Origin of the sequence: Enterobacter sp. I4 (assembly GCF_022669095.1) — a bacterium.
GTDB lineage: Bacteria > Pseudomonadota > Gammaproteobacteria > Enterobacterales > Enterobacteriaceae > Enterobacter > Enterobacter pasteurii.
In genome coordinates, this window is sequence record NZ_JALBUO010000002.1 from 587717 (window position 1) to 608982 (window position 21266).

The following is a 21266-nucleotide window of genomic DNA, read 5'->3' on the forward strand; positions in this document are numbered from 1 at the left end:
ATTTTTATTTATATATTTAAAAAGGGGTTAATATGGTCAGTAATAATAATTTCAATAAGACCATTATAAATACGCGAGCTTCCTGTAGAAGCTCTTGCGAAACGAAGCTTTCACGCAAGCAAATTCGTAATCATTGCGTCAGTGTCAGGCTTAATGATAAAGAGCTGACGCTTCTAAATGAAAAACGTGGCCAGCATCGCAAAGGGGAATGGCTTCGTTTATCTTTTCTTAATGCGCTTCCTGGTGTTGTTCCAGCTATTAATATAAAAGCATGGAGATCTTTAGCTGACCTTTCACAGAAACTAAATAAAATTGTTGCCCACCTTGATAACAAAAGTACCGGAAGCCACCTGACAAAAACGGAACTATTTGCAGTGAAGCGACAAATTGCCGATCTTCGCTTACATCTCATCACCGCCGACTTGTGGGGAGACTCCGATGAAGGGAATGCAAAAGATCCGCAGAGGTAAGAATTTTATCGGGATCGTCCTCTATACGTTAAAACCAGATTCTCATCATAGGGTAGCTCCTGTCGTGATCGGGGGAAATATGGATGGGTGTGCAGCGAAAGATCTGATCACTGAATTCAATCTAACAAAAACGCTTCGCCCTGATGTGGATAAACCTGTTTGGCACAATTCGCTTCGTTTACCAAAGGACGAAGTGCTAACCGATGCTCAGTGGTCCGCTATAGCTGATGACTATATGAAGCGCATCGGCTTCTCGGAAACGCATCTCAGATGCTACGTGTTGCATGACGATGCGGTCGGTCAACACATCCACATTATCGCCAGCCGCATAGACCGTATTACAGGCAAACTCTATCTCGGAAAAAATGAAAACCTGATTAGTACACGCATTATCCAACAGCTTGAACACGACTATTCGCTACTAAGAACCAAAGGCCCTAAAACAAAAACCTCTTTAGCATTGCCCTGCCCTAAACTAAAACGAAAAAAAACACGAAATGAAGCGATGCAAGAGAAAAGGACAGGTGAACAATGCCCAAAAACCATCATCCAGAACGCTTTAGAGACGTTAGTTTCTAAAAGAGTATCGACCACTGAGTTTGTCCAACAGCTTTTTGAACAAAATATTAATGCATTACCCAATATCACATCTACAGGTAAAATGAATGGTTTCTCATTCGAATACGCCGGGATTGCTTTCAAAGCTTCGCAATTAGCTAAGTGTTATTCATGGTCGACCTTGCAGGGTAAACTCGATTATAGACCGGAACGCGATAACGGCTTTCTGTTTGACCTTAAAGCAACTATCACTAAAGCGAATGCAAACGAAATATTAAAGGAAAACGTTAAAAACTCCTTCGAAGCATTTATTATTGATAGGCATGCAGGTAGAGACGAAAGTGCTGTCGCTTATGTAGAAGAGAAGTGTTCCTCGGAAGCTTTAGCAGGGAGTAAGAAAGCGATAGCAACTATAGCCGTAAAAGAGATGCCTAATCAAAGCTACGAGGTCTCAGCATTCAGATGGATGGAAACCATCCCTTACCTTGATACGATTTATCGTCTGCTGAGACAACTTAAAATCCCAATTCTTAGACGCCCCGCAAAGCACCAAGTCATCACTGAAGCGATGAAGATAGAAATCCATCCCATCAATCCCAAAAACACTTTTGTGGAGCCTTTACTTGACGGCAATTTAGTGCCGCCAAGGCAACATTACCACCTTACATGTAGATTTTAGTAAGCAACATACCCCTAAAATTGATCGTTTATACCGATCGATAAAGATGGGTTGATAGCTATAATCTATCATTATTTGTTAATCGATCGGTACAAGTGATTTGAGTTTCCTGTAAACCTAGTCAAAATGTTAGTTCACACTGTAATGCTAACATTATGATTTTACTAGTCTATATCCTTTTCATTAATGCACCGGTACTGGAAATGGCAGACATTATTCCATCTTTGGAAGTGAACGATTTCATACATCATCGAATCTGATTTCATCTTAAACATAGGAATTTGTATGAGCAGCTCCATCACGAAACACTGCAATGAAGAAGTTAACATTGACCCGTTAAGTCGCCGGGAAACGAAAGCTGAGATGACAACACCTAAATTCGAGTTGTTCGGCGAAACCTACATGTTCGTTGAGACCTTTTCTGCTACTGTCATCAGTCCCCTCCCAATTACTGACCAAGTTTGGGTTAAAACCGATACGGGGGATGAGACACAGATTCCAGCCTTTGGTATCACATTTATAAAATCTCACAAAGTTTGTAAATACGAGCTTCGCCAGTATAGAGTTAATGGTTCATTTAGTGTCTTCAAAGATGCTCTCATTGTTAATGCAACCACTGGTGAATACGAAGTCAACTTAAATAGAAAGACAATTATTCTCCCTGCGTTTCTCACCGTACTTTTCCCTAACGCTTCGATGGCATTTTATTATAGGGCGATGCCTGTTCCTAAGTTTTTTTCCACCATATTTATCTTGCTTTGTTGCATTGCAGTTATTTCATTTTTTGTATTGCCATGGGGGTTTAAATCTGGATATGTTTTTGACGAACACAAATATATGTGGTTAACCTATTTTTCCTCACGACTTGGAAGCTTTACCTGCATTAAATGGATAAAGAGAAGAAGCCAAAGATTTGATAACGCACTCAGAAGCGTTATTAAGTCAATACAATTTTAAAATTAAAATCTTGAACGAGAAAATCACGAATAGAATATGTTAACATCCTTGTCGAATCTTACAGCCTGAGCCCTTCTGGCAGCAAAGATAAATGTTTATACTATAAGCATAACGGTCAGTCCCAGACAACGATATACATCCCTGTCATCGGTACTCCGTGGAAACAACGAAACAATCACGATTATGCTTAAAGGAGATAAAGTTGATTTCTAAATTGCTTGTGCTGAAGCAAGCTATGTAAGTTTTGGCATTTTTCATGTAGGCATCTGATAATAAGTTGAAAGCATTAAATTCAAATCACGGAAGTTTTCATATTGTTATAGACCATATTTTTTCCTTTTATTCTTTACTGATAAATCCCTTTTCATTGTAAAAGATTTGTACTTCTTTTTTTCCTGCACATAAATTTTTTCTGTCTGACTACCATTATCGACAATGAAATTAATAAGTAATGAACACGTTCTTCTCATTCTTACTTTATCAATTAAATTATTATCTAATTCATTAATATAATTGTAGTATGAAAATAATAGAAATGTTAAAACAACATCTTTATTTGAGAATGTCAGCCTTTCAATTTCTTGCTGGTACTTAATATAATACCCAGCACAAAACAGATACGACCTCTCGATCAATTGTTGTTCAGAAACTCCTGATTCGATAATTTTATCGACAAACTTATCGAGCAGTATCAAATATCTCTCCATAATATTAAATTTTGTATTCTGCATAATGCCACCATTAAATTTAACTATATCAATTTAAATACTTATATATGCTTTATTTAAATTGTCAACTAATAAACCATATCAACAAAATAAAATTTGCCACAGATATTAATTAGAAAAAACTTAACTTATACATTCTATATCTCCTATAGTTAAAAATATTGTTGTTATAAATTTAAAATATCTTCTTTGTATACAAAGGAAGTTGAAGTTTACAATACAAAATTTGACAAGGTCAGATTATTGAATTAATAATTAAATTAAAAGACCTGCGATCAATATTTAGTTTTTATCAGATAAAAAGCAATCATATTACAGTATGCAACTATGATTTATGATCCGCACTTAAAAAAGCGCTATCATCATTTATATTGTTATTGAAGCACTTCCCTTTTGTTATTATAACCCTACAAGAAACACCTAATATCTGATATGGCTTTTAGACACTTGACAAACTTTTAAAATCACTTATTAAATAATTATAAAAATAACACGCATCTCCTTTTTAGAAAAATACAATGAAATGGAGAACACAATAAGGAGATCAGAAATGTTAAATAACGAAAATATATATAATGTAGAAAAATACAAACTGCAAATTCAAAAATATGCTTTATGCTGTGATGATTTTAGAGATGGAGTATACAGAGCCCCTAAAGACAAAGCCCTTCTAAAGAAATATATTTGTTTTAATAACAAATCTTTTATTAACGGTTTGGTTTTTGATGTAGATCACAAATATGGAGCGGTCGCATGGGACTTAGTTGGTTTACCAATACCAAATACGATCATACAAAACATAAAAAATGGCCATGCTCATTTACTTTATGCTTTAAAAAGTCCGGTATTAAAAACAGACATGGCAAGAGATAAGCCTTTAAAGTTGGCCGCTATTGTTCAGAGTGGATTTACAGAAAGGTTAGATGCAGACAGAGCTTATGCTGATGTTTTAATGAAAAACCCTCTCAACATGCATGAATGGAGAACGACATGGACAAATACTTCAGCATATGATTTACAATACCTCTTAGATTTTATCCCAGACAAGATAAGAATTTCGAGTAAAAAGAAAAGTGTTATACATGGGCTGGGCCGCAACGTTAACTTGTTCGAAGATTTGAGAATTATTGCTTATAAAGAAGTATTAAGTTTTAAAAAGAGTAAAAACTATCGTTGTTTTTTTTATGATATGCTATCAAAAGCGACTTTACTTAATAATCATAGCAACCCTCATAATCCATTATCTCATGAAGAGACAAAACAAATTTGTAGCAGTATTTGTAAATGGACATGGCGTAATTTTTCAATTCAGAAATTTTCTACAATACAATCAATAAGAGCAAAGAAAACAAGAAAAACGCAAAAAAAATTAGAAATAGCATTGGAGACATTATCATGATAATTAATGGGAAATTAATTAAAGCAAAAGACTTAGCTAAGGCTGCAGGTGTATCTCGTTCAACAGTGATTAAATATTACGGCATTAGCCGTGAGAATTACGAAAGGGTAGCAACTGAAAGAAGGAAGCTTGCTTTTGAACTAAGAGCATCAGGTTTAAAATGGAAAGAAGTTGCTGAAGAAATGAACACGACAAAATATAGCGCAATTGCATATTATAGACGATATTTAGCATTAGAGAAAAACAAATAAAGCATATCATTTCTAATGTACAGCATACCAATATAATCTTTTATATCAAATATATAAGGAATAGACCATTTTGTTTTGAATCAAAAATCAGCATATATTCATCAACAATTTAATACCTGAATGCAAACGACTAAATATTCATAAGTAAAATCTAATGAAAACGGATTGCTCACTCTTATACATTACGGTGATCACCAAATTTAATATGTTAAGGAAATTGACATTTAAAGAAAGAACCACAATAACCATTTTTAAAATAAGAAAGGTATTTTCTTATTAATTAGTTAATATTTCGAATAACTATGCGTAATTGCTTCTAAATCGACCCTCTTTTATTAACCCATTGACTAAAATGGCTTCAATCTCATAAATTATATTAATAACCATAATCGTCTCTTAATTAACATCAATCCTCAGCTCTAACAATTTGTGTTCATATTTTTTTATTTATTTCCTAAGAAACTTTATTTCTCGAAGAATTAATCGTTTCATGAATCCAGTTATCTACTTCGCTTTCTACAAAGGCTACTGCACGAAGACCAATTTTTACTGGTTGAGGAAAACATCCCTTGCTGATAAGCCTATAGATCCACGCTTTACCAAATCCAGTTTTCTTCATGACTTCTGGTAAACGGATGAGACGAGCTTGATTTTCCATATGTATGTCCTCTGTTGTTTCTACAGGGATAGAATACAAATGAATTTCAAATGGATGAAGCGAGATTACGAACACCAGAGCCATCCTTGGCTCGAAACTATGAGTCTATGGAGATTCATATCACTCAGAGTCTGAGAGTTTCATAACATCCGAAACCCTCATTTCTTTAACGTGCTGATTTTTATTGATAAAAAAATTAAACTGCCTAAGAAAATCAGTTTCTACAGTTTTCATTGCAAAAGGGCGATCCGCATCCCTAATATGATATCCTTGGCGAATTGCCTTATCATCGTCTTCATCCGTGTAAAGCAATCGGGATAGTCTATCGTCTGACAGAAGTACTTTTTTTCTTTCTGACCATGCAAGCAAATCAAGCATGGGGATTATTCGATAGCTAATTAATTTTTTTATTGCCCCATAACCAAACCTGACTGCATCAAGTGGTGCAGGTTTAACGCCCTTTACTTTTCGCCATTGCGGTAATGATACTCGCAGGGCTTCGGCTATCTCATCATCGCTTCCACCCGCAAGATCGATTTCTAACATAATGGTAGTAGGAAATTGTTCAGGAATTACTTCGGATATGTATTCATTCTCAATAGTGGAATCAATTTTATATTGTTCTGTATTTGCTCTTATGAATAAAGCCTTTCTCATGCAAGCAAAACTGATATTTGCTATTCGATCAACAGTAGTAATAAAAAAGTATGGGGGTTGATATGATTTATTTTCGGAATCCATATAATTTAAGTGCTTCTCTTTGATAAGAAAAGGATCACCATCCAATATCTGCATATAGTTTTTCAATACCGTTTTCTGCATTCCTTCTTCTATTACTGGTTTGAAGAAATATGTTCTCGCCCATATTTCATGGTAAAGCATATTAATAGAAATGTTTTCAAACTCGCGATATTTGTCTAAATCAAACCACGTTTTCACTGCTTTAGTGTCTTCTGATGTCCAACTATTCATTTTTACCCAAGATTTCATTAATGCCACTCCGTTGTAAAAAGTCTTACTTCGTAATAGCACATAAATCGCAAATAAAAAAATGGCGTTTCAATTGGTTATTGAATACGCCATTATATTTATAAAAATCAGTTAGTTATCAAAATCAAATGGTGCAATTCTTCTCTTAGTTGTTTCATCAAGATAATCAGCCCACCACTGCAACATAAGCTTTCTCTCATCGAGGTGTTCTGCTTTATGAATGTAGGCAGCACGAACGGAGTTTCGCTCTTGGTGGCTCATCTGCCGTTCAACAGCATCCCTTGACCATTTTCCTGATTCGATTAAGGCACTACAAGCCATCGCCCTGAATCCATGCCCACATACCTCAACGGTTGTGTCATAACCCATCGACCTTAGTGCCTTGTTCACTGTGTTCTCGCTCATAGGTTTTCTGAAATCATGATCGCCAATGAATACAAGGTCGCATTCACCACTGATTTCTCTGATCGTTTTTAGAAGTTCTAAAGCCTGACGACTTAACGGCACGAGGTGTGGGGTCTTCATTTTTGAGCCTCGATGGGAATGTTTGACCCCTGGTAATGGCTCGCGTTCTCCAGGGATAGTCCACATCGCATTTTCAAAGTCGATCTCCGACCACCTTGCGAATCGGAGTTCACTGGAACGGATAAAAATGAGCAATGTCAGCTTCACAGCTAATTTAGTAAGTTTCCTACCTTTAAAGCTCTCGATGCGCTCTAAAAGCTCTGAGAACCTATCAAATGGTAATGCTGGCCTGTGGGTTCGTTTCGCAACAGCAATTGCTCCAGACATCTCTTGTGCTGGATTATAGTCAATTAAGCCATTCTGGACGGCATATCGCATTATTGCTGTGGTTCTTTGTTGCAGACGAGCAGCTACTTCTAGTCGTCCAGAAGCCGCAACAGTTTTGACTGGAACGAGAAGATCCTTAGTTTTAAGCTCGGCTATTTTTCTCTGTCCTATGGAAGAGAAAAGGTTGTCTTCAAGGCTCTTTAAAACCCTTTCACTATGAGAATCTGACCATTTTCTTTTACAGGCAGTATGCCAGTCCCTCGCAACAGCTTCGAATGTCAGGGCTTCGCTTTGCTCAATCTTATCTGCTTTTTTCTTCTCAGAAGGGTCGATACCATCAGATACCAACTTTTTGGCTTCATCTCGCTTCCTGCGGGCTTCACCAAGAGAGACCATTGGATAAACACCCAATGCTAAAACTTTCTGTTTACCCCCGAAACGGTACTGTAATCGCCAGTACTTCGAGCCGTTAGGATTGATCAGCAGGTGCATACCCTGCCCATCTGTGAGTTTGAAGGGTTTGTCGGAGGGCTTGGTAGTCCTAACTTTGATATCGGTGAGAGCCATCAGTTGATACCTCCAGTGTTGGTACCAAAATCAATCGAACCGGGAATACCATCAGTTATACCATCATCAGTTGGTATATGTTCAAGGAATTGAGTAGACGTGGACAGACTAAGAAAAGCCAGAAACCTGCTTAACTCACTGTTTTTATGGACTAAAGTAGACGTTAGTAGACTTGAAAAAAGCTTTGTATGGTGCCGAAGGCCGGACTCGAACCGGCACGTATTTCTACGGTTGATTTTGAATCAACTGCGTCTACCGATTTCGCCACTTCGGCACTGAAGGGGATGCGGAAACGTTGTGGATTATACCTGTCGCGCGCCGCCATGCAAGCGACGACGCGCTAAACCCGCGCTAAGTGCCCAAAAAACCAGCGCCCTTCGTCAGTCCAGCTCAGACACCGCCAGCCGAATCACCCTCGCCGCCTTCTGCTCCGGCAGCGCCAGCACCTTCGCCCACATCTCCTGCACCATATCGCAGGAGAGCTTCTCTTTGCCCGCCGCCTTCTCCGGCATCTGCAGCAGCTGGATGTCCTCACCGTACTTATCGGCAAGTGCCTTCATAATAGGCCGCACATCCTCGACAGCCGCCTCGCGTTCGGCCGGGGTCACGGTGTGGCGGTTTTTGCCGTAGGCCGCGCGCATCATGTCGGCGTCGGCCTGCATGCGCCGCGCCATCAGGTCTTTATCCAGCATGCGCATCGGGTTGATGCCGCCCTTCACCATCGGGTAGAGGAAGCGGAAGCAGGCGTCGTCGCTCACCTTCTGGATGGCGGCGGTCTGCTCCATGTTGATGGTCATGTAGTTCACCACGTTGGCGTCCGGGGCGTTCTGCAGGCGCGACATCTGCAGATGCAGGATCTGCGGCTGGATGGTGTCGATAATCTGCTGCTCCGGCTCGCCCGCCTTTTGCAGGGCGGCCATCTGGTCGAGGATACGCTGATGCAGCGCGGGCTCCTGCTCCTTAATCACCTGCCAGGCGGGCATCGCGTTGAGGGCATTATCCATCTGCCGTTCCGGGGCGCGCTGCCTGTCGAAAAACACCCAGAACGCCACGGCGGCAGCCGCAAAGACGACAATCACAATACGGGTCCACTTTTTATTCATCTCGCATCCTTATCCTTGAATTATGCCGGTTTACACCGGCACGCCGCTGTGGAAGCGAAACTCGTTGTCCGGTGTCGAGATAAGTGTGGCTTCAATTTCGCCAAAAAGCTTTATGCGCGGTGAGATATCGTCGTCGCTCACCTGCCGGGCCAGCGTCAGGTAGTCCTGATAGTGGCGCGCTTCCGAGCGCAGCAGCGAGAGATAGAACTTCTGCAGGTCGTTGTCGAGGAACGGGGCCAGCGCGGCGAAGCGTTCGCAGGAGCGGGCTTCGATGTAGGCGCCGCAGATGAGCTTGTCGATCAGCGTCAGCGGTTCGTGGGTGCGCACGTCCTTCAGCATCCCTTTGGCGTAGCGGCTGGCGGTGATTTTGACGTACGGAATGTCACGGGCCTGCATCGCCTCGCGTACCTGCCAGAAGTGGTGCAGCTCCTCTTTAATCAGCAGCACCATGCTGTCGATGAGCGCCTGGCCCCACGGGTCGTCGGTTTTGGGCATCACGCTTTTGCCAATCTGCCTGTGCAGGGCGATGAAGTCCGGCTCCGGGCCGTCGCGGAAGGTGAACAGTTCGTAGGGCTTGAGCCAGTCGAGCAGCGCGTCGGCACCGCTTTCGTCGGCGACGTATTTACGCACCAGCAGCAGCGCGGTCTGGGCGGCCTTGAGCTCGCACACCATGTGGTCGGTGAGCAGCAGCGGCAGGTTCGCCGGGTCGCGGGCTTCATCAATCCATGCTTGCGGGGTCGGGCACTGGAGGAAGTTGAGTACGGGGGCGAGTATCTGCGGGTAATCCATGGTTCTGCCTTGAAAAAGCGGTGGCGCGCGCCACCGCCTGAAACGCTTAGTGACGCACGCCGTCGTCGTCTTCGTCGACGTAATCTTCGTCGTCGCCTTCTTCGCCGTCTTCACCGTTCGGATCTTCGAAGTAGGTTCCCCAGCCGTCGTACTCCACCTCAAACTTCTCGGCCAGGTTCATCAGCTGTTCTACCTGCGCGTCGATCAGCTCCGCCTTCAGCGCGCCTTCGCTCAGGATGTCGCAGCAGATGACGGTGTCGCCCTCTTCCACTTCCAGCTCTTCCGGCTCGGTCACTTCGTAACCCAGCTTGAAGGCTTCTACCGCCAGTTTTTCCAGCGCGTCGAAATCATCCGCAGAGAAATGGTGCTCGATGGTGTACAGCGCGTCCGGATCGCTACCGTCTTCCAGCAGTTCTTCAATAATCAGACGCGTCTCTTCGCGTTGCTCTTCCAGGTGTTCCGGGTTTGCCATGGCTCAATCCTCTTTAAAGTGCGGCATATACTTCTATTTTCACACACGGACGGGTTTGCCTCCACCTTTGTTGGAAAGATTTGTGAAACGGGGTTGCAAATGAATAATTACACATATAAAGTGAATTTTAATTCAATAAGTGGCGTTCGCCATGTGAGGATAAAATGTCCGATTTGTACAAGAAACACTTTCTGAAATTGCTCGACTTTACCCCTGCACAGTTCACTTCTCTGCTGACCCTTGCCGCACAGCTCAAAGCCGATAAAAAAAATGGCAAGGAAGTACAAAAGCTTACCGGTAAAAACATCGCGCTCATCTTCGAAAAAGACTCAACCCGTACACGATGCTCTTTCGAAGTTGCCGCATTTGACCAGGGCGCACGCGTCACGTATTTAGGGCCGAGCGGCAGCCAGATTGGGCATAAAGAGTCAATTAAGGACACCGCGCGCGTGCTCGGGCGGATGTACGATGGCATTCAGTACCGCGGCCACGGTCAGGAAGTGGTGGAAACGCTGGCGCAGTACGCGGGCGTGCCGGTGTGGAACGGGCTGACCAACGAGTTCCACCCGACGCAGCTGCTGGCGGATCTGCTGACCATGCAGGAGTACCTGCCGGGCAAGGCGTTTAACGAGATGACGCTGGTCTACGCGGGCGACGCGCGCAACAACATGGGCAACTCGATGCTGGAAGCGGCGGCGCTGACCGGGCTGGATCTGCGCCTGGTGGCTCCGAAGGCCTGCTGGCCGGAAGAGAGCCTTGTGGCGGAGTGCGCTGCGCTGGCGGAAAAGCACGGCGGCAAAATTACCCTGACGGAAGACGTGGCGGCGGGCGTGAAGGGCGCGGACTTTATCTATACCGACGTCTGGGTGTCGATGGGCGAAGCCAAAGAGAAGTGGGCGGAGCGGATTGCGCTGCTGCGCGGGTATCAGGTGAACGCGCAGATGATGGCGCTTACCGGCAACCCGGACGTGAAGTTCCTGCACTGTCTGCCCGCGTTCCATGACGACCAGACTACCCTCGGCAAGCAGATGGCGAAAGAGTTCGATCTGCACGGCGGGATGGAAGTGACGGACGAGGTGTTTGAGTCAGCGGCGAGCATCGTGTTTGACCAGGCGGAAAACCGGATGCATACGATTAAGGCGGTGATGGTGGCGACGCTTGGGGAGTGATTGGGTCCTCTGCGGTCTGGTGCCCTCACCCCGGCCCTCTCCCGCGGGGAGAGGGGGAAAACACTAAAAAACGACAACAGGGTTGTCGTTTTTGCTTTTACCTCGCACGGGGAGAGGGAGCAAACCGGCTCTGCTTCATTGATTTTTCACCCTGAAAAAGGTACGTTTTCGCCTTAATTCCAGCGTGGACATGCCAGCATTATGCCGATTATTCAGTCTGTTGAACGTGCGTTGCAAATCCTCGACCTGTTCAACGAGCAGGCCACCGAGCTTAAGATCACCGACATCAGCAAACTGATGGGGCTGAGCAAGAGTACCCTCCACTCGCTGCTGAAAACCCTGCAGCTTCACGGCTATATCGATCAGAACCCGGAGAACGGCAAGTATCGCCTCGGCATGAAGTTGGTCGAGCGCGGTCATTTCGTCGTGGGCTCCATCGACATTCGCCAGAAGGCGAAAGGCTGGCTGACGGAGCTGTCCCGGCGGACCGGGCAGACCACCCATCTTGGGATCCTGGACGGGCGTGAAGGGGTTTATATCGAGAAGATCGAAGGCAAGCTGGCCGCCATCGCCTATTCGCGCATCGGCCGCCGCCTGCCGGTTCACGCCACCGCCATCGGCAAGGTGTTGATTGCCTGGCTGGGCGAGGCCGAGCTGAACGCCCTGCTTGAGGGCTATCAGTACACCACCTATACCCCTTCCACCCTCGCCTCTCGCGAAGCCTTAATGAGCGCCCTGGCGCAGACCCGCGAGCAGGGTTACGCTCTGGACAGCGAAGAGAACGAGCAGGGCGTGCGCTGCGTGGCGGTGCCGGTGTGGAACCATGAATCCCGCGTGATTGCCGCCCTGAGCCTGTCGACGCTGACCTCCCGCGTGGACGATGCAGAGCTGGCTAATTTCCGCGAGCAGCTTCAGCAGGCCGGGCTCCAGCTCTCACGCGCGCTGGGCTACCCGGCCTGAGCCGTCAGGCCGGCTCGTAGGTGAAGTAGTCGAAGTCCGCGTGGCAGCCGTCGCCGCTGATGTCCTCGCAGTGCAGCCCCACAAACGCGCCGGTGAAGAAGCCGCGCCCGCCGATGTAGTCGTCCGACAGCTTCCACGCCTCATACGTTACCGGCACGGCGTGCCACGTCTCGCCGTCGAACGAGTAGCTGTAGCGGTAGGCCAGCGTATCCACGTCCACCCGCAGCCAGATGCTCTCCGCACTCTCCGGCACCGGAATCGGCTGCTCGTGCAGCGGCCACGACGGCACGTTGTGGTCGAGCTGAATCACCTTGATGGTTCTCCCCTTCCCCTCCTCGTAGTCCACAAAGCAGTAGCTCCAGTTTTTACTGTTGTAGTAGCAGGTCAGCCCCGCGCTCTGCTGGAAGTGGACCGGTGAGAACTGCATCCGCGTTTCTGAGCGGAAGGCGAAGTGCTGCCAGCGGCGCGCCACGGTCGACTGGGTAAAGGTCGAGTTGAGCGAGTCGTTGCCGTAGAGCCGTAAATAGCCCGGCCGCGCGGTGAGCGAGCCGAGAGCGTCGTCGAACGGGATGCGCAGGGTCTGCAGTTCCGGGTCGAGCGAACTGGCGTCGAAATCGTCCCGCCAGATGCCCGGAACGGCTGCAGGCTGCTCCGCCACCTGCGGGCCTTTCACGGTCAGCTGCGCGTGCCTGCCGCCTTCCACGTACGGCCAGCCGTCGCGCCACTCAATGCGGGCGATGCCGGTCTCGCGCCCCAGCGGACAGTAGCCGCGCCCGCCGGAGGCCAGCAGCGGCACGCCGGGCAGGCGCAGCGGGCGGCTGGTGAGGTAGGCCATGTACCACTCTCCCGTATGAGTCTGCAGCAGCGAGCCGTGGCCGCTCTTCTGCAGCGGGTTCTCCGGCAGGTGCCAGCTGGTCATCATCGTCACCTCCGGGTGCAGCTCGTACGGCCCGTCGATGTTTTTTGAACGCAGCACCACGACGGCGTGCTCGTAGCTGGTGCCGCCCTCGGCGACCATCAGGTAGTACCATCCCGCGTGGCGGTACAGGTGCGCGCCTTCGGTGTAGCAGAGCGGCGTGCCGGTAAACAGGGTTTTGCGCTCGGGCGAGATGGTGCCGGTCTGCGGATCGAATTCCTGCATTACAATGGTGTTGTGCGGGTTGCTGTGGTGGCGCGGCCCCCACGGGCGGTAGAGGTAATACTTGCGGCCATCGTCGTCGTGGAACAGGGACGGGTCAAACCCGCCGTTGCCCATCGGGATCGGCTCGCTCCATGGCCCCTCGATGGACGGCGCGGTGACGAGGAAGTTGCGGCCGTTTTTCCACGGCGAGTCGACAATCTTCACGTCGGTGTAGAGCAGCCAGAATTTGCCGTCGGCGTAGCTCAGGCACGGCGCCCAGATGCCGCCGGAGTCCGGGTTGCCCTTCATGTCCAGCATCGACACGCGGTCCAGCGGGGTGCTGACCAGCGACCAGTTTTTCAGGTCGCGGGAGTGGTAGATGCGCACGCCGGGGAACCACTCGAAGGTCGAGGTGGCGATGTAGTAGTCCTCGCCCTGACGGCATAAAGACGGGTCCGGGTTGAAGCCGGTGAGTATTGGGTTGGTGATTTCCATATTGCCTCCGGTTAATGGGATGCGGCTGTCGCAGCGTCGGGAACGGCCTCGCCCTGCGCCGCGCGGTGCTTGATCAGCTGCTGGCTGATGGCCTCCACGCGGGCATCGGTGAGCTTATAGAACGACAGCATGATGAACATGCCCACGTAGAGCACCACCGGCACCACGCAGAACAGAATTTTGATGGTGGTCAGCACCTCAACCGGCTGCACGCTGCTGCTGGCGGAGTAGTTGACGTACGCCAGGATCCAGCCCACCACCGCCCCGCCAATCGCCAGGCCAATCTTCAGGCTGAACAGATAGGTGGAGAACACCAGCCCGTCGAGGCGTCGCCCGCTGCGGCTCTCCTCGTAATCCACCACGTCAGAGGCCATCAGCCACTGCAGCGGCGTGGTGGTGTTGAAGACGAACAGGAACAGGATGTTGAGGGCGAAAATCAGGGCGATATGCTCCGCCGGGGTGACGAAAATCAGCAGGCTGATCAGCGAGTAGGCGACGATGATCCACTTGAAGGCTTTTACCCGGTCAAAGCGGCCCAGCAAACGGGAGGAGCAGAGCGAGCCGAACATGGTGGCGAGGCTGCCGTAGAGTAAAAACTGGGTCGCCATCTCCGGGTGATCCATCACGTATTTGACGAAGTAGAGCGTCGCCCCGCCGCGTACCACGTTAGAGCAGGTCGCCATCATCTTGAACGCGCACATGATCCGCCATTGTCCGTTGCCCAGCAGCAGCTTAAGGTCTTTCGCCACCGACGAGCCCGGCTGCACCTCAAAGGTGTAGCGCTCTTTGGTGGTAAAGAAGCAGACGTAGAGCAGCACCACGCCGCTCAGGCCCAGCACGCACATGGCGCCGAAATAGCCCACCTGCTCGTTCCCTTTACCGATGATGCTGACCAGCGGCAGCGCGATGCCGCTAATGGCGAGCGAGCCCGCCGCCGCCAGGAAGAAACGCCACGACTGCAGGGCGTGACGCTCTTTCGGGTCGGCGGTAATGACGCCCGGCATGGCGCAGTACGGCACGTTAACGAAGGTGTAGACCAGGGTCAGCAGAATGTAGGTTACGCAGGCGTAGATGATTTTGCCCTGCGCAGAGAAATCCGGCGTGTAGAAGGTCAGCATGCAGACGATGCCAAACGGGATTGCCCCCCACAGCAGGAACGGGCGGAACTGGCCGTGCCGCGTGCGGGTGCGGTCCACCAGCAGCCCCATCAGCGGGTCGGTCACGGCGTCGAGCACGCGGGAGACCAAAAACAGCGTGCCCATAATGCCCGCCGACAGGCCAAACACGTCGGTATAAAAGTAGGCCAGCAGGAACATCGTGGCCTGCCAGACAAAGCCGCAGGCGGTGTCACCCAGCCCGTAGCCAATTTTATCTTTCATGGTTAATTGCATCATCATCGCACCTTTATTTTCGTATGCTGATTTCACAACATCGTGTTAATGGAGTGTAATGAGCTGTTCAATTAACCAGCAATGGTCATATCTTATTTCCGAATTACGATATTTTGCTTTTGTGACGCCACCGATATATCGCAACGCATTGTTTAAATTGATAAACTTAAGATACGCGAAAACCGTCCACGGGATATTTCCCGTAGACGGTATCGCTCAGAAAATAATTAAAGTCCGAGCGCTTTTTTACCGGCGTTAATTACCTCAATGATTTTATCGGTGTCATAAATACAGCCTTTCCAGGTGCCGCCGCTCACCGACTGCAGCGCCGCCCACAGCCGGGTATCGTCCGGCAAAAAGTCGTGGGCGTGCAGGTCCGGGTGCGTCTGCCTTACTGCCAGCTCGCGCGCGCCCTCTTCCGGCGTCAGCGGGTTGTCCGCGGTGCCAATAAAGTTGACGCTGCCCGTCAGGGTCAGGCGATCCACGGCAATCTCAATGATGTCGTTGTCGCGCAGCTTGCCAATCGGCCCGCCCGCCAGCGCTTCCGGGGAGACGTGGCCGAAGCAGGCGCCCGTCGACACGCCCGAGAAGCGCGCATCGGTGATTAACGACACCGTCTTGCCCCACGAGATATGCTTCAGCGCGGAGGTGAGCTGATAGGTCTCTTCCATGCCGGTGCCGGACGGTCCGCCGCCGATCACCACCATGATGTCGCCCTGCTTAATCTCTTCCCGCTTGATGGCCTTGATCGCCTGCGCTTCCGAGACAAACACCCGCACCCGACCGGTGTGGCGGTAAACGCCATCGTCACCCACCACCGACGGGTCGATGGCCGTGGCCTTGATCACCGATCCTTCCGGCGCGATGTTGCCCGTCGGGAAGCAGACCGTCGAGGTCAGCCCTCTCGCTTTTGCTTTCTCGGGCGGGAGGATCACGTCGTCCGGATCCACGCCGTCCTGCTCGCGCAGGCACTGGCGGAAGCGCGCCCGGCGCTCGGACGCCTGCCACCAGTCGAGGTTCTCGCCCACCGTCTGACCGGTGACGGTCATGGCATCCAGATGCAGCAGGCCGAGATCGCGCAGGTGGAGCATCACCTCCGGCACGCCGCCCGCGAGGAACGCGCGCACGGTCGGATGATAGTCCGGGCCGTTGGGCAGCACGCTCACCAGGCGCGGCACCCTGCGGTTGACGCGCGTCCAGTGCTCAACGTCCGGGATCGTGCAGCCCGCCGCGTGGGCGATGGCCGGGATGTGCAGCAGTAGATTGGTGGAGCCGCCGAACGCCGCGTGGATCGCCATCGCGTTTTCGATGGCTTTATCGGTGAGGATATCGCGCGTGGCGATGCCGCGGTTATCCAGCTCGCTCACCGCCCGCGCCGACTGGCGGGCGATCTCCAGCCACACCGCCTGCCCGGACGGCGCCAGCGCGGAGTGCGGCAGCGCCAGGCCCAGCGCCTCCGCCACCACCTGCGAGGTGCCCGCCGTGCCGAGGAACTGACACCCGCCGCCCGGCGACGCGCAGGCGCGACAGCCCAGCTCGGCGGCCTCCTGCAGGGAGAGTTCGTGGTTGGCGAAGCGCGCGCCGATGGTCTGCACCTTGCCCGCGTCTTCCCCCACGGTCGGCGGCAGCGTCGCCCCGCCCGGCACCAGAATGGTCGGCAGATCGTGCATCGCGGCCAGGGCAATCATGGTGGCGGGCAGCCCTTTATCGCAGGTCGCCACGCCGATCACCGCCCGGCGCGTCGGCAGGGAGCGGATCAGGCGGCGAAACACGATCGCCGCGTCGTTGCGGTACGGCAGGGAGTCGAACATGCCGTGCGTGCCCTGCGATCGCCCGTCGCACGGATCGCTGACGAAGGCCGCAAACGGGATCCCGCCGTTGCGGGTGATCTCCTTCGCCGCCGCCTGCATCTGCATGCCGATCTCCCAGTGCCCGGTGTGGTAGCCCAGCGCGACCGGGCGCCCGTCCCCGGCGCGGATGCCGCCCTGGGTGCCGATAATCAGCACCTCTTTGCCGGTCAGCCTGTTGGCGTCCCAGCCCATCCCGGCGTTCTGGGTCATGCCGAACAGGTTGCCGCTGGGGGATTCCATCAGCATCTGCGGGGTCAGCGGCAGCGCGCCCTGCGGCCCCGCCGCGTGGGTGATCACCGCATAAAACGCGTCGTCCTGCGGGGTGTAAATGTTCTCGATGGTCATGGTTATCGTCCGGCTCAGCAGAGCTTGAGCTGTTGCAGCAGGGTTTTCAGCTGCGCCTTACGCGGCTCGTCCAGCGCAGAGGCGGGCGGCAGCACGTGGGTAGAAACCGGGCGGCCGCAAAGCACTATCGCCTCTTTAATGACGTTCACAAACGGCGTATCCAGCTGATACATCTGCGGGATTTGCAGTAAGGTCTGATGATACTCAGCCGCTTTCGCCACGTCTTTATCCCGCCAGGCTTTCAGAAGATTCACCGACACCTGCGGGGCAAAGTTGCCGCTGGCCGAGATCGCCCCGTCGCCGCCGAGCAGCAGGGTATTAAACAGATGATCGTCGTAGCCGCACAGCACGGTGAAGTGCGGATGAGCGGCTTTGACGGTGTGGATCATGCTGCGCAGGTGGGCCACGGAGTCGATGGTGTCTTTAATGCCCACGATGTTGCTGCGCGAGTCGGCCAGGGTTTTGACCAGTGCCGGCGTCAGATCCTGCCCGGTCAGCGCCGGGAAGTTATAGAGCATCACCGGCAGCGTGACGCTGTCGGCCACCTGCTCGAAATAGCGGATCAGGTTCGCTTCAGACACCTTCCAGTAGTAGGGGTTAATCACCACGATGCCGTCGGCGCCCGCCTGCTGGGCGTGCTGGCTCAGCGCAATGGTTTCCCGGGCGTTGGTGCCGCCGGTGCCGATCAGCACCGGCACCCGACGATCGACATGATCGATAGCAAAGCGGGCAATGATTTTACGCTCTTCGGCGCTGAGCTGGGAGAACTCGCCGCCGCTGCCCAGGAAGAACAGGCCGTCAACGCCTGCCGCGATCAGATCGTCGATCAGCGCGGCGGTGCCCTGCTTATCGAGCTGGCCGTCGGCGGTAAAGATGGTGGAGACAGGGGGAATGATTCCCGTGAACAACGCGGACTGCGGCATGAGATCTCCTTGCTGAATCATTTTGTTCTACATTATAGAACAGCGTTCATTAATTTAACGATCATACTATGACGCAGAAAAAGCGCAGGTAAATGAGAGATGAGGAGGGAGTGCGGGAAGTTTAAGCTGGATCACATATTGCCCCTCACCCCGGCCCTCTCCCCAAAGGGGCGAGGGGGAAAAGATGGCTCGGTGCAGTCCCCTCTCCCCTTTGGGGAGAGGGTTAGGGTGAGGGGTAAGGGTTACTCCACCAGCATCTTAACAACCACTTTCCTGACCTTAGCAGGCGCCCCCACCGCGCACAGCGGCTTATGCACCTCGCCCGGCCAGAACACCACGAAATCCCCTTCGCTCAGCACCACGGTTTTCTCCTGCTCGCCTTCCGGCAGGAACGCAATGTCTTTGTCCGCCAGCCAGTCGGTGTCTGGGGTGCCGTGCGGCAACGTGCTGAACGTCATCCCTTCCTGACCTTTGAGCACAATCTGAATGTCCAGATAGCGCGCGTGGTACTCCGCGCGGCGCTCGGCAAACGGCTGGGTCATGTCTTCCGATACCAGATAAAACAGGCTGTTGCCGCTGATGTCGTGCTTGCCGATCGGCGTGGCGTCGGTGACGTGTGCCTTAACGTGCTCAATGGCCTGACGCAGCTCGTCCGGCAGCCAGGACTGAAGATGATGAATGTTGCCAATAATCATGGTTAAACCCTCAAAGTAAAACATCGTTTCATTTTTATCTTTTATACGAGGATTGTCTCGTTCACACCAGCCCTTTTTAGGTAAGTTTTGCGCGAGCGCATGTTTATCGGTAAATGTGTTAATCCTATGTTAATTACGCACCGGCATTTATGCAGCGGTTATGCATAACCTCATTCGGCGCGTTTTACATGCCCGGCATAATCAGCTGAAATACAACGTTAATTCACAAAACCTGCTGCTGCATCACACTTTATCACTTCGATTATTTCCTTTATAACTCCATATTTATTTATTGATTTTTCTTAAGTCAAAAATAGTTAACCGGCATTACTGCATAGCCATTCTTTAGACATGATTTTATCTTTTAAAATCAAACACATGACTAATCATTTCAAACTATTTAATTCTACAAAATAATAACAACCTCAAATAATGCCAGCGGATCCTGCTTAGCTATTCATCTGCCCGCAATATGAAATTAATCATTATCTGATGCGAATCATGCAAATGAAAACAAACCTCTTAATATCCGATTTCACGTGAGCAATATCACATTACGGATTATTTAACTGCCTAGTATAAATCACGAAATCAATTGAGCTTAGCCGCCATGCAATTAAATACATCACATGGCGCATGCCCTTTTTATTCTGAAAAAAGAAAAAGGAATAATTATGGAAAAGCATTACGTCGGTTCTGAAATAGGTCAATTGCGTAGCGTTATGCTACACCGCCCAAATTTAAGCCTGAAGCGCTTAACGCCATCAAACTGTCAGGAGCTGTTATTTGATGACGTGCTCTCGGTTGAGCGGGCGGGTGAGGAGCATGACATTTTCGCAAACACGCTGCGCGAGCAGGGTGTGGAAGTCCTGCTGTTGACCGACCTTCTGACACAAACCCTTGATATTGCTGAGGCGAAGGCCTGGCTGCTGGAGACGCAAATCTCCGACTACCGCCTCGGGCCAACCTTTGCCGGCGACGTCCGCGGCTGGCTGGCGGATATGCCGCACCGGGAACTGGCGCGCAGATTAAGCGGCGGATTAACCTACGGCGAAATTCCGGCAGCGATTAAAAATATGGTGGTGGATACCCACACGGCGAATGATTTTATTATGAAGCCGCTGCCGAACCATTTATTTACCCGCGATACCTCGTGCTGGATTTATAACGGCGTCTCCATTAACCCGATGGCCAAACCGGCCCGCCAGCGTGAAACGAATAACCTGCGGGCAATATATCGCTGGCACCCGGCGTTTGCCGACGGCGATTTTATTAAGTACTTCGGCGACGAGAATATTAATTACGACCACGCCACCCTGGAAGGCGGCGACGTATTAGTGATTGGCCGCGGCGCGGTATTAATTGGCATGTCTGAACGCACCACCCCGCAGGGCGTGGAGTTTCTCGCCAACAGCCTGTTCAAACACCGCCAGGCCGAGCGCGTGATTGCCGTTGAGCTACCGAAGCACCGCTCCTGCATGCACCTCGACACCGTGATGACCCACATCGACGTGGATACCTTCTCCGTCTATCCGGAAGTGGTGCGCAAGGACGCCCAGTGCTGGACGCTCACCCCGGACGGACGCGGCGGCCTGCTCCGCACCCAGGAAACCGACCTGCTGCACGCCATCGAGAAGGCGCTCGGCATTAATCAGGTGCGCCTGATCACCACCGGCGGCGACGCCTTTGAGGCCGAGCGCGAGCAGTGGAACGACGCCAACAACGTGCTGACCATCCGCCCGGGCGTAGTGATCGGCTACGAGCGCAACGTCTGGACCAACGAGAAGTACGACAAGGCGGGTATCACCGTGCTGCCCATCCCGGGCGACGAGCTGGGACGCGGGCGCGGCGGCGCGCGCTGCATGAGCTGCCCACTGGAACGAGACGGAATTTAAAGGAGCCATC

General features: G+C 50.7%; 21 protein-coding genes and 1 tRNA gene. 9 read left to right on the forward strand and 13 right to left on the reverse strand.

Annotation, left to right across the window (positions count from 1 at the left end; genetic code table 11):
- Positions 1 to 32: 32 nt before the first annotated feature.
- The 3 genes from MOQ06_RS15105 (at position 33) to MOQ06_RS15115 (ending at position 2664) form a co-directional block, all read left to right on the forward strand.
- Positions 33 to 470, forward strand: coding sequence for a hypothetical protein (locus MOQ06_RS15105; protein WP_032330847.1), 438 nt, complete (start codon positions 33 to 35; stop codon positions 468 to 470).
- Positions 439 to 1707: a relaxase/mobilization nuclease domain-containing protein gene (locus MOQ06_RS15110; protein WP_044867136.1), complete on the forward strand. Its 1269-nt coding sequence runs from the start codon at positions 439 to 441 to the stop codon at positions 1705 to 1707. The genes MOQ06_RS15105 and MOQ06_RS15110 overlap by 32 nt, the downstream gene beginning before the upstream one ends.
- Positions 1708 to 1992: 285 nt before the next feature.
- Positions 1993 to 2664 carry a hypothetical protein gene (locus tag MOQ06_RS15115; protein WP_065810552.1) on the forward strand — a complete coding sequence of 224 codons (672 nt, stop codon included), beginning with the start codon at positions 1993 to 1995 and terminating at the stop codon, positions 2662 to 2664.
- Between the two features lie 317 nt (positions 2665 to 2981).
- Here the strand turns inward: MOQ06_RS15115 and MOQ06_RS15120 are convergent, their stop codons facing one another.
- Positions 2982 to 3395, reverse strand: coding sequence for a hypothetical protein (locus tag MOQ06_RS15120; RefSeq protein WP_032330850.1), 414 nt, complete (start codon positions 3393 to 3395; stop codon positions 2982 to 2984).
- 547 nt (positions 3396 to 3942) lie between these two features.
- Here MOQ06_RS15120 and MOQ06_RS15125 point away from each other — a divergent pair.
- Positions 3943 to 4791: a replication initiation protein gene (locus MOQ06_RS15125; protein ID WP_032330851.1), complete on the forward strand. Its 849-nt coding sequence runs from the start codon at positions 3943 to 3945 to the stop codon at positions 4789 to 4791.
- Positions 4788 to 5042 (forward strand): plasmid replication protein, encoded by a 255-nt coding sequence (locus MOQ06_RS15130; RefSeq protein WP_073558047.1) that lies wholly within the window; start codon positions 4788 to 4790, stop codon positions 5040 to 5042. The genes MOQ06_RS15125 and MOQ06_RS15130 overlap by 4 nt, the downstream gene beginning before the upstream one ends.
- A 454-nt stretch (positions 5043 to 5496) precedes the next feature.
- Here MOQ06_RS15130 and MOQ06_RS15135 read toward each other — a convergent pair whose 3' ends face one another.
- The 7 genes from MOQ06_RS15135 to rraB all read right to left on the reverse strand — a co-directional run bounded on the left by MOQ06_RS15135 (position 5497) and on the right by rraB (position 10413).
- Positions 5497 to 5700 (reverse strand): AlpA family transcriptional regulator, encoded by a 204-nt coding sequence (locus MOQ06_RS15135; RefSeq protein WP_032330868.1) that lies wholly within the window; start codon positions 5698 to 5700, stop codon positions 5497 to 5499.
- 120 nt (positions 5701 to 5820) lie between these two features.
- Positions 5821 to 6690, reverse strand: a complete 870-nt coding sequence (locus tag MOQ06_RS15140; protein ID WP_032330852.1) for a DUF6387 family protein — start codon at positions 6688 to 6690, stop codon at positions 5821 to 5823.
- Positions 6691 to 6801: 111 nt separating this feature from the next.
- Entirely contained in the window at positions 6802 to 8049 is a 1248-nt protein-coding gene (locus MOQ06_RS15145; RefSeq protein ID WP_032330853.1) for an integrase arm-type DNA-binding domain-containing protein, read from the reverse strand.
- A gap of 189 nt (positions 8050 to 8238) precedes the next feature.
- Positions 8239 to 8323, reverse strand: a tRNA-Leu gene (locus MOQ06_RS15150).
- 106 nt (positions 8324 to 8429) lie between these two features.
- Positions 8430 to 9152 carry a topoisomerase II gene (locus MOQ06_RS15155; RefSeq protein ID WP_100165596.1) on the reverse strand — a complete coding sequence of 241 codons (723 nt, stop codon included), beginning with the start codon at positions 9150 to 9152 and terminating at the stop codon, positions 8430 to 8432.
- A 30-nt stretch (positions 9153 to 9182) separates the two neighbouring features.
- Positions 9183 to 9941 carry a tRNA isopentenyl-2-thiomethyl-A-37 hydroxylase MiaE gene (gene miaE, locus MOQ06_RS15160; protein ID WP_242173803.1) on the reverse strand — a complete coding sequence of 253 codons (759 nt, stop codon included), beginning with the start codon at positions 9939 to 9941 and terminating at the stop codon, positions 9183 to 9185.
- Positions 9942 to 9987: 46 nt separating this feature from the next.
- The gene (gene rraB, locus MOQ06_RS15165; protein ID WP_029739283.1) at positions 9988 to 10413 is read right to left on the reverse strand and encodes a ribonuclease E inhibitor RraB; all 426 of its coding nucleotides are present in this window, start codon (positions 10411 to 10413) and stop codon (positions 9988 to 9990) included.
- A gap of 99 nt (positions 10414 to 10512) precedes the next feature.
- On the opposite strand from rraB, the gene MOQ06_RS15170 reads away from it, so the two are divergent.
- The 3 genes from MOQ06_RS15170 (at position 10513) to xynR (ending at position 12542) form a co-directional block, all read left to right on the forward strand.
- Positions 10513 to 10608, forward strand: coding sequence for a hypothetical protein (locus MOQ06_RS15170; protein WP_242173804.1), 96 nt, complete (start codon positions 10513 to 10515; stop codon positions 10606 to 10608).
- Positions 10578 to 11582 carry an ornithine carbamoyltransferase gene (gene argF, locus MOQ06_RS15175; protein WP_242173806.1) on the forward strand — a complete coding sequence of 335 codons (1005 nt, stop codon included), beginning with the start codon at positions 10578 to 10580 and terminating at the stop codon, positions 11580 to 11582. The genes MOQ06_RS15170 and argF overlap by 31 nt, the downstream gene beginning before the upstream one ends.
- A gap of 201 nt (positions 11583 to 11783) precedes the next feature.
- A complete protein-coding gene (gene xynR / locus MOQ06_RS15180; RefSeq protein WP_045330298.1) occupies positions 11784 to 12542 on the forward strand; it encodes a DNA-binding transcriptional repressor XynR in 759 nt (252 codons plus the stop codon).
- A 4-nt stretch (positions 12543 to 12546) separates the two neighbouring features.
- Here xynR and MOQ06_RS15185 read toward each other — a convergent pair whose 3' ends face one another.
- The 5 genes from MOQ06_RS15185 to MOQ06_RS15205 form a co-directional block, all read right to left on the reverse strand.
- Positions 12547 to 14157: a glycoside hydrolase family 43 protein gene (locus MOQ06_RS15185; RefSeq protein WP_242173808.1), complete on the reverse strand. Its 1611-nt coding sequence runs from the start codon at positions 14155 to 14157 to the stop codon at positions 12547 to 12549.
- Between the two features lie 11 nt (positions 14158 to 14168).
- Positions 14169 to 15551 carry an MFS transporter gene (locus MOQ06_RS15190; RefSeq protein ID WP_242174439.1) on the reverse strand — a complete coding sequence of 461 codons (1383 nt, stop codon included), beginning with the start codon at positions 15549 to 15551 and terminating at the stop codon, positions 14169 to 14171.
- Between the two features lie 224 nt (positions 15552 to 15775).
- Entirely contained in the window at positions 15776 to 17743 is a 1968-nt protein-coding gene (yagF, locus tag MOQ06_RS15195) for a xylonate dehydratase YagF (protein WP_242173810.1), read from the reverse strand.
- Positions 17744 to 17757: 14 nt separating this feature from the next.
- Complete coding sequence (yagE, locus tag MOQ06_RS15200) at positions 17758 to 18666, reverse strand: 2-keto-3-deoxygluconate aldolase (RefSeq protein WP_242173813.1); 909 nt, start codon at positions 18664 to 18666, stop codon at positions 17758 to 17760.
- Between the two features lie 242 nt (positions 18667 to 18908).
- Positions 18909 to 19361: a YhcH/YjgK/YiaL family protein gene (locus MOQ06_RS15205; RefSeq protein WP_242173815.1), complete on the reverse strand. Its 453-nt coding sequence runs from the start codon at positions 19359 to 19361 to the stop codon at positions 18909 to 18911.
- A 674-nt stretch (positions 19362 to 20035) separates the two neighbouring features.
- Here MOQ06_RS15205 and arcA point away from each other — a divergent pair.
- Entirely contained in the window at positions 20036 to 21256 is a 1221-nt protein-coding gene (arcA, locus tag MOQ06_RS15210; RefSeq protein WP_008501384.1) for an arginine deiminase, read from the forward strand.
- Positions 21257 to 21266 lie beyond the last annotated feature (10 nt).

Coding starts and splice junctions, on each gene's coding strand:
- MOQ06_RS15105 (WP_032330847.1), top strand. CDS start 33: ATGGTCAGTAATAATAATTTCAATAAGACCATTATAAATACGCGAGCT.
- MOQ06_RS15110 (WP_044867136.1), top strand. CDS start 439: ATGAAGGGAATGCAAAAGATCCGCAGAGGTAAGAATTTTATCGGGATC.
- MOQ06_RS15115 (WP_065810552.1), top strand. CDS start 1,993: ATGAGCAGCTCCATCACGAAACACTGCAATGAAGAAGTTAACATTGAC.
- MOQ06_RS15120 (WP_032330850.1), bottom strand. CDS start 3,395: ATGCAGAATACAAAATTTAATATTATGGAGAGATATTTGATACTGCTC.
- MOQ06_RS15125 (WP_032330851.1), top strand. CDS start 3,943: ATGTTAAATAACGAAAATATATATAATGTAGAAAAATACAAACTGCAA.
- MOQ06_RS15130 (WP_073558047.1), top strand. CDS start 4,788: ATGATAATTAATGGGAAATTAATTAAAGCAAAAGACTTAGCTAAGGCT.
- MOQ06_RS15135 (WP_032330868.1), bottom strand. CDS start 5,700: ATGGAAAATCAAGCTCGTCTCATCCGTTTACCAGAAGTCATGAAGAAA.
- MOQ06_RS15140 (WP_032330852.1), bottom strand. CDS start 6,690: ATGAAATCTTGGGTAAAAATGAATAGTTGGACATCAGAAGACACTAAA.
- MOQ06_RS15145 (WP_032330853.1), bottom strand. CDS start 8,049: ATGGCTCTCACCGATATCAAAGTTAGGACTACCAAGCCCTCCGACAAA.
- MOQ06_RS15155 (WP_100165596.1), bottom strand. CDS start 9,152: ATGAATAAAAAGTGGACCCGTATTGTGATTGTCGTCTTTGCGGCTGCC.
- miaE (WP_242173803.1), bottom strand. CDS start 9,941: ATGGATTACCCGCAGATACTCGCCCCCGTACTCAACTTCCTCCAGTGC.
- rraB (WP_029739283.1), bottom strand. CDS start 10,413: ATGGCAAACCCGGAACACCTGGAAGAGCAACGCGAAGAGACGCGTCTG.
- MOQ06_RS15170 (WP_242173804.1), top strand. CDS start 10,513: ATGAATAATTACACATATAAAGTGAATTTTAATTCAATAAGTGGCGTT.
- argF (WP_242173806.1), top strand. CDS start 10,578: ATGTCCGATTTGTACAAGAAACACTTTCTGAAATTGCTCGACTTTACC.
- xynR (WP_045330298.1), top strand. CDS start 11,784: ATGCCGATTATTCAGTCTGTTGAACGTGCGTTGCAAATCCTCGACCTG.
- MOQ06_RS15185 (WP_242173808.1), bottom strand. CDS start 14,157: ATGGAAATCACCAACCCAATACTCACCGGCTTCAACCCGGACCCGTCT.
- MOQ06_RS15190 (WP_242174439.1), bottom strand. CDS start 15,551: ATGATGCAATTAACCATGAAAGATAAAATTGGCTACGGGCTGGGTGAC.
- yagF (WP_242173810.1), bottom strand. CDS start 17,743: ATGACCATCGAGAACATTTACACCCCGCAGGACGACGCGTTTTATGCG.
- yagE (WP_242173813.1), bottom strand. CDS start 18,666: ATGCCGCAGTCCGCGTTGTTCACGGGAATCATTCCCCCTGTCTCCACC.
- MOQ06_RS15205 (WP_242173815.1), bottom strand. CDS start 19,361: ATGATTATTGGCAACATTCATCATCTTCAGTCCTGGCTGCCGGACGAG.
- arcA (WP_008501384.1), top strand. CDS start 20,036: ATGGAAAAGCATTACGTCGGTTCTGAAATAGGTCAATTGCGTAGCGTT.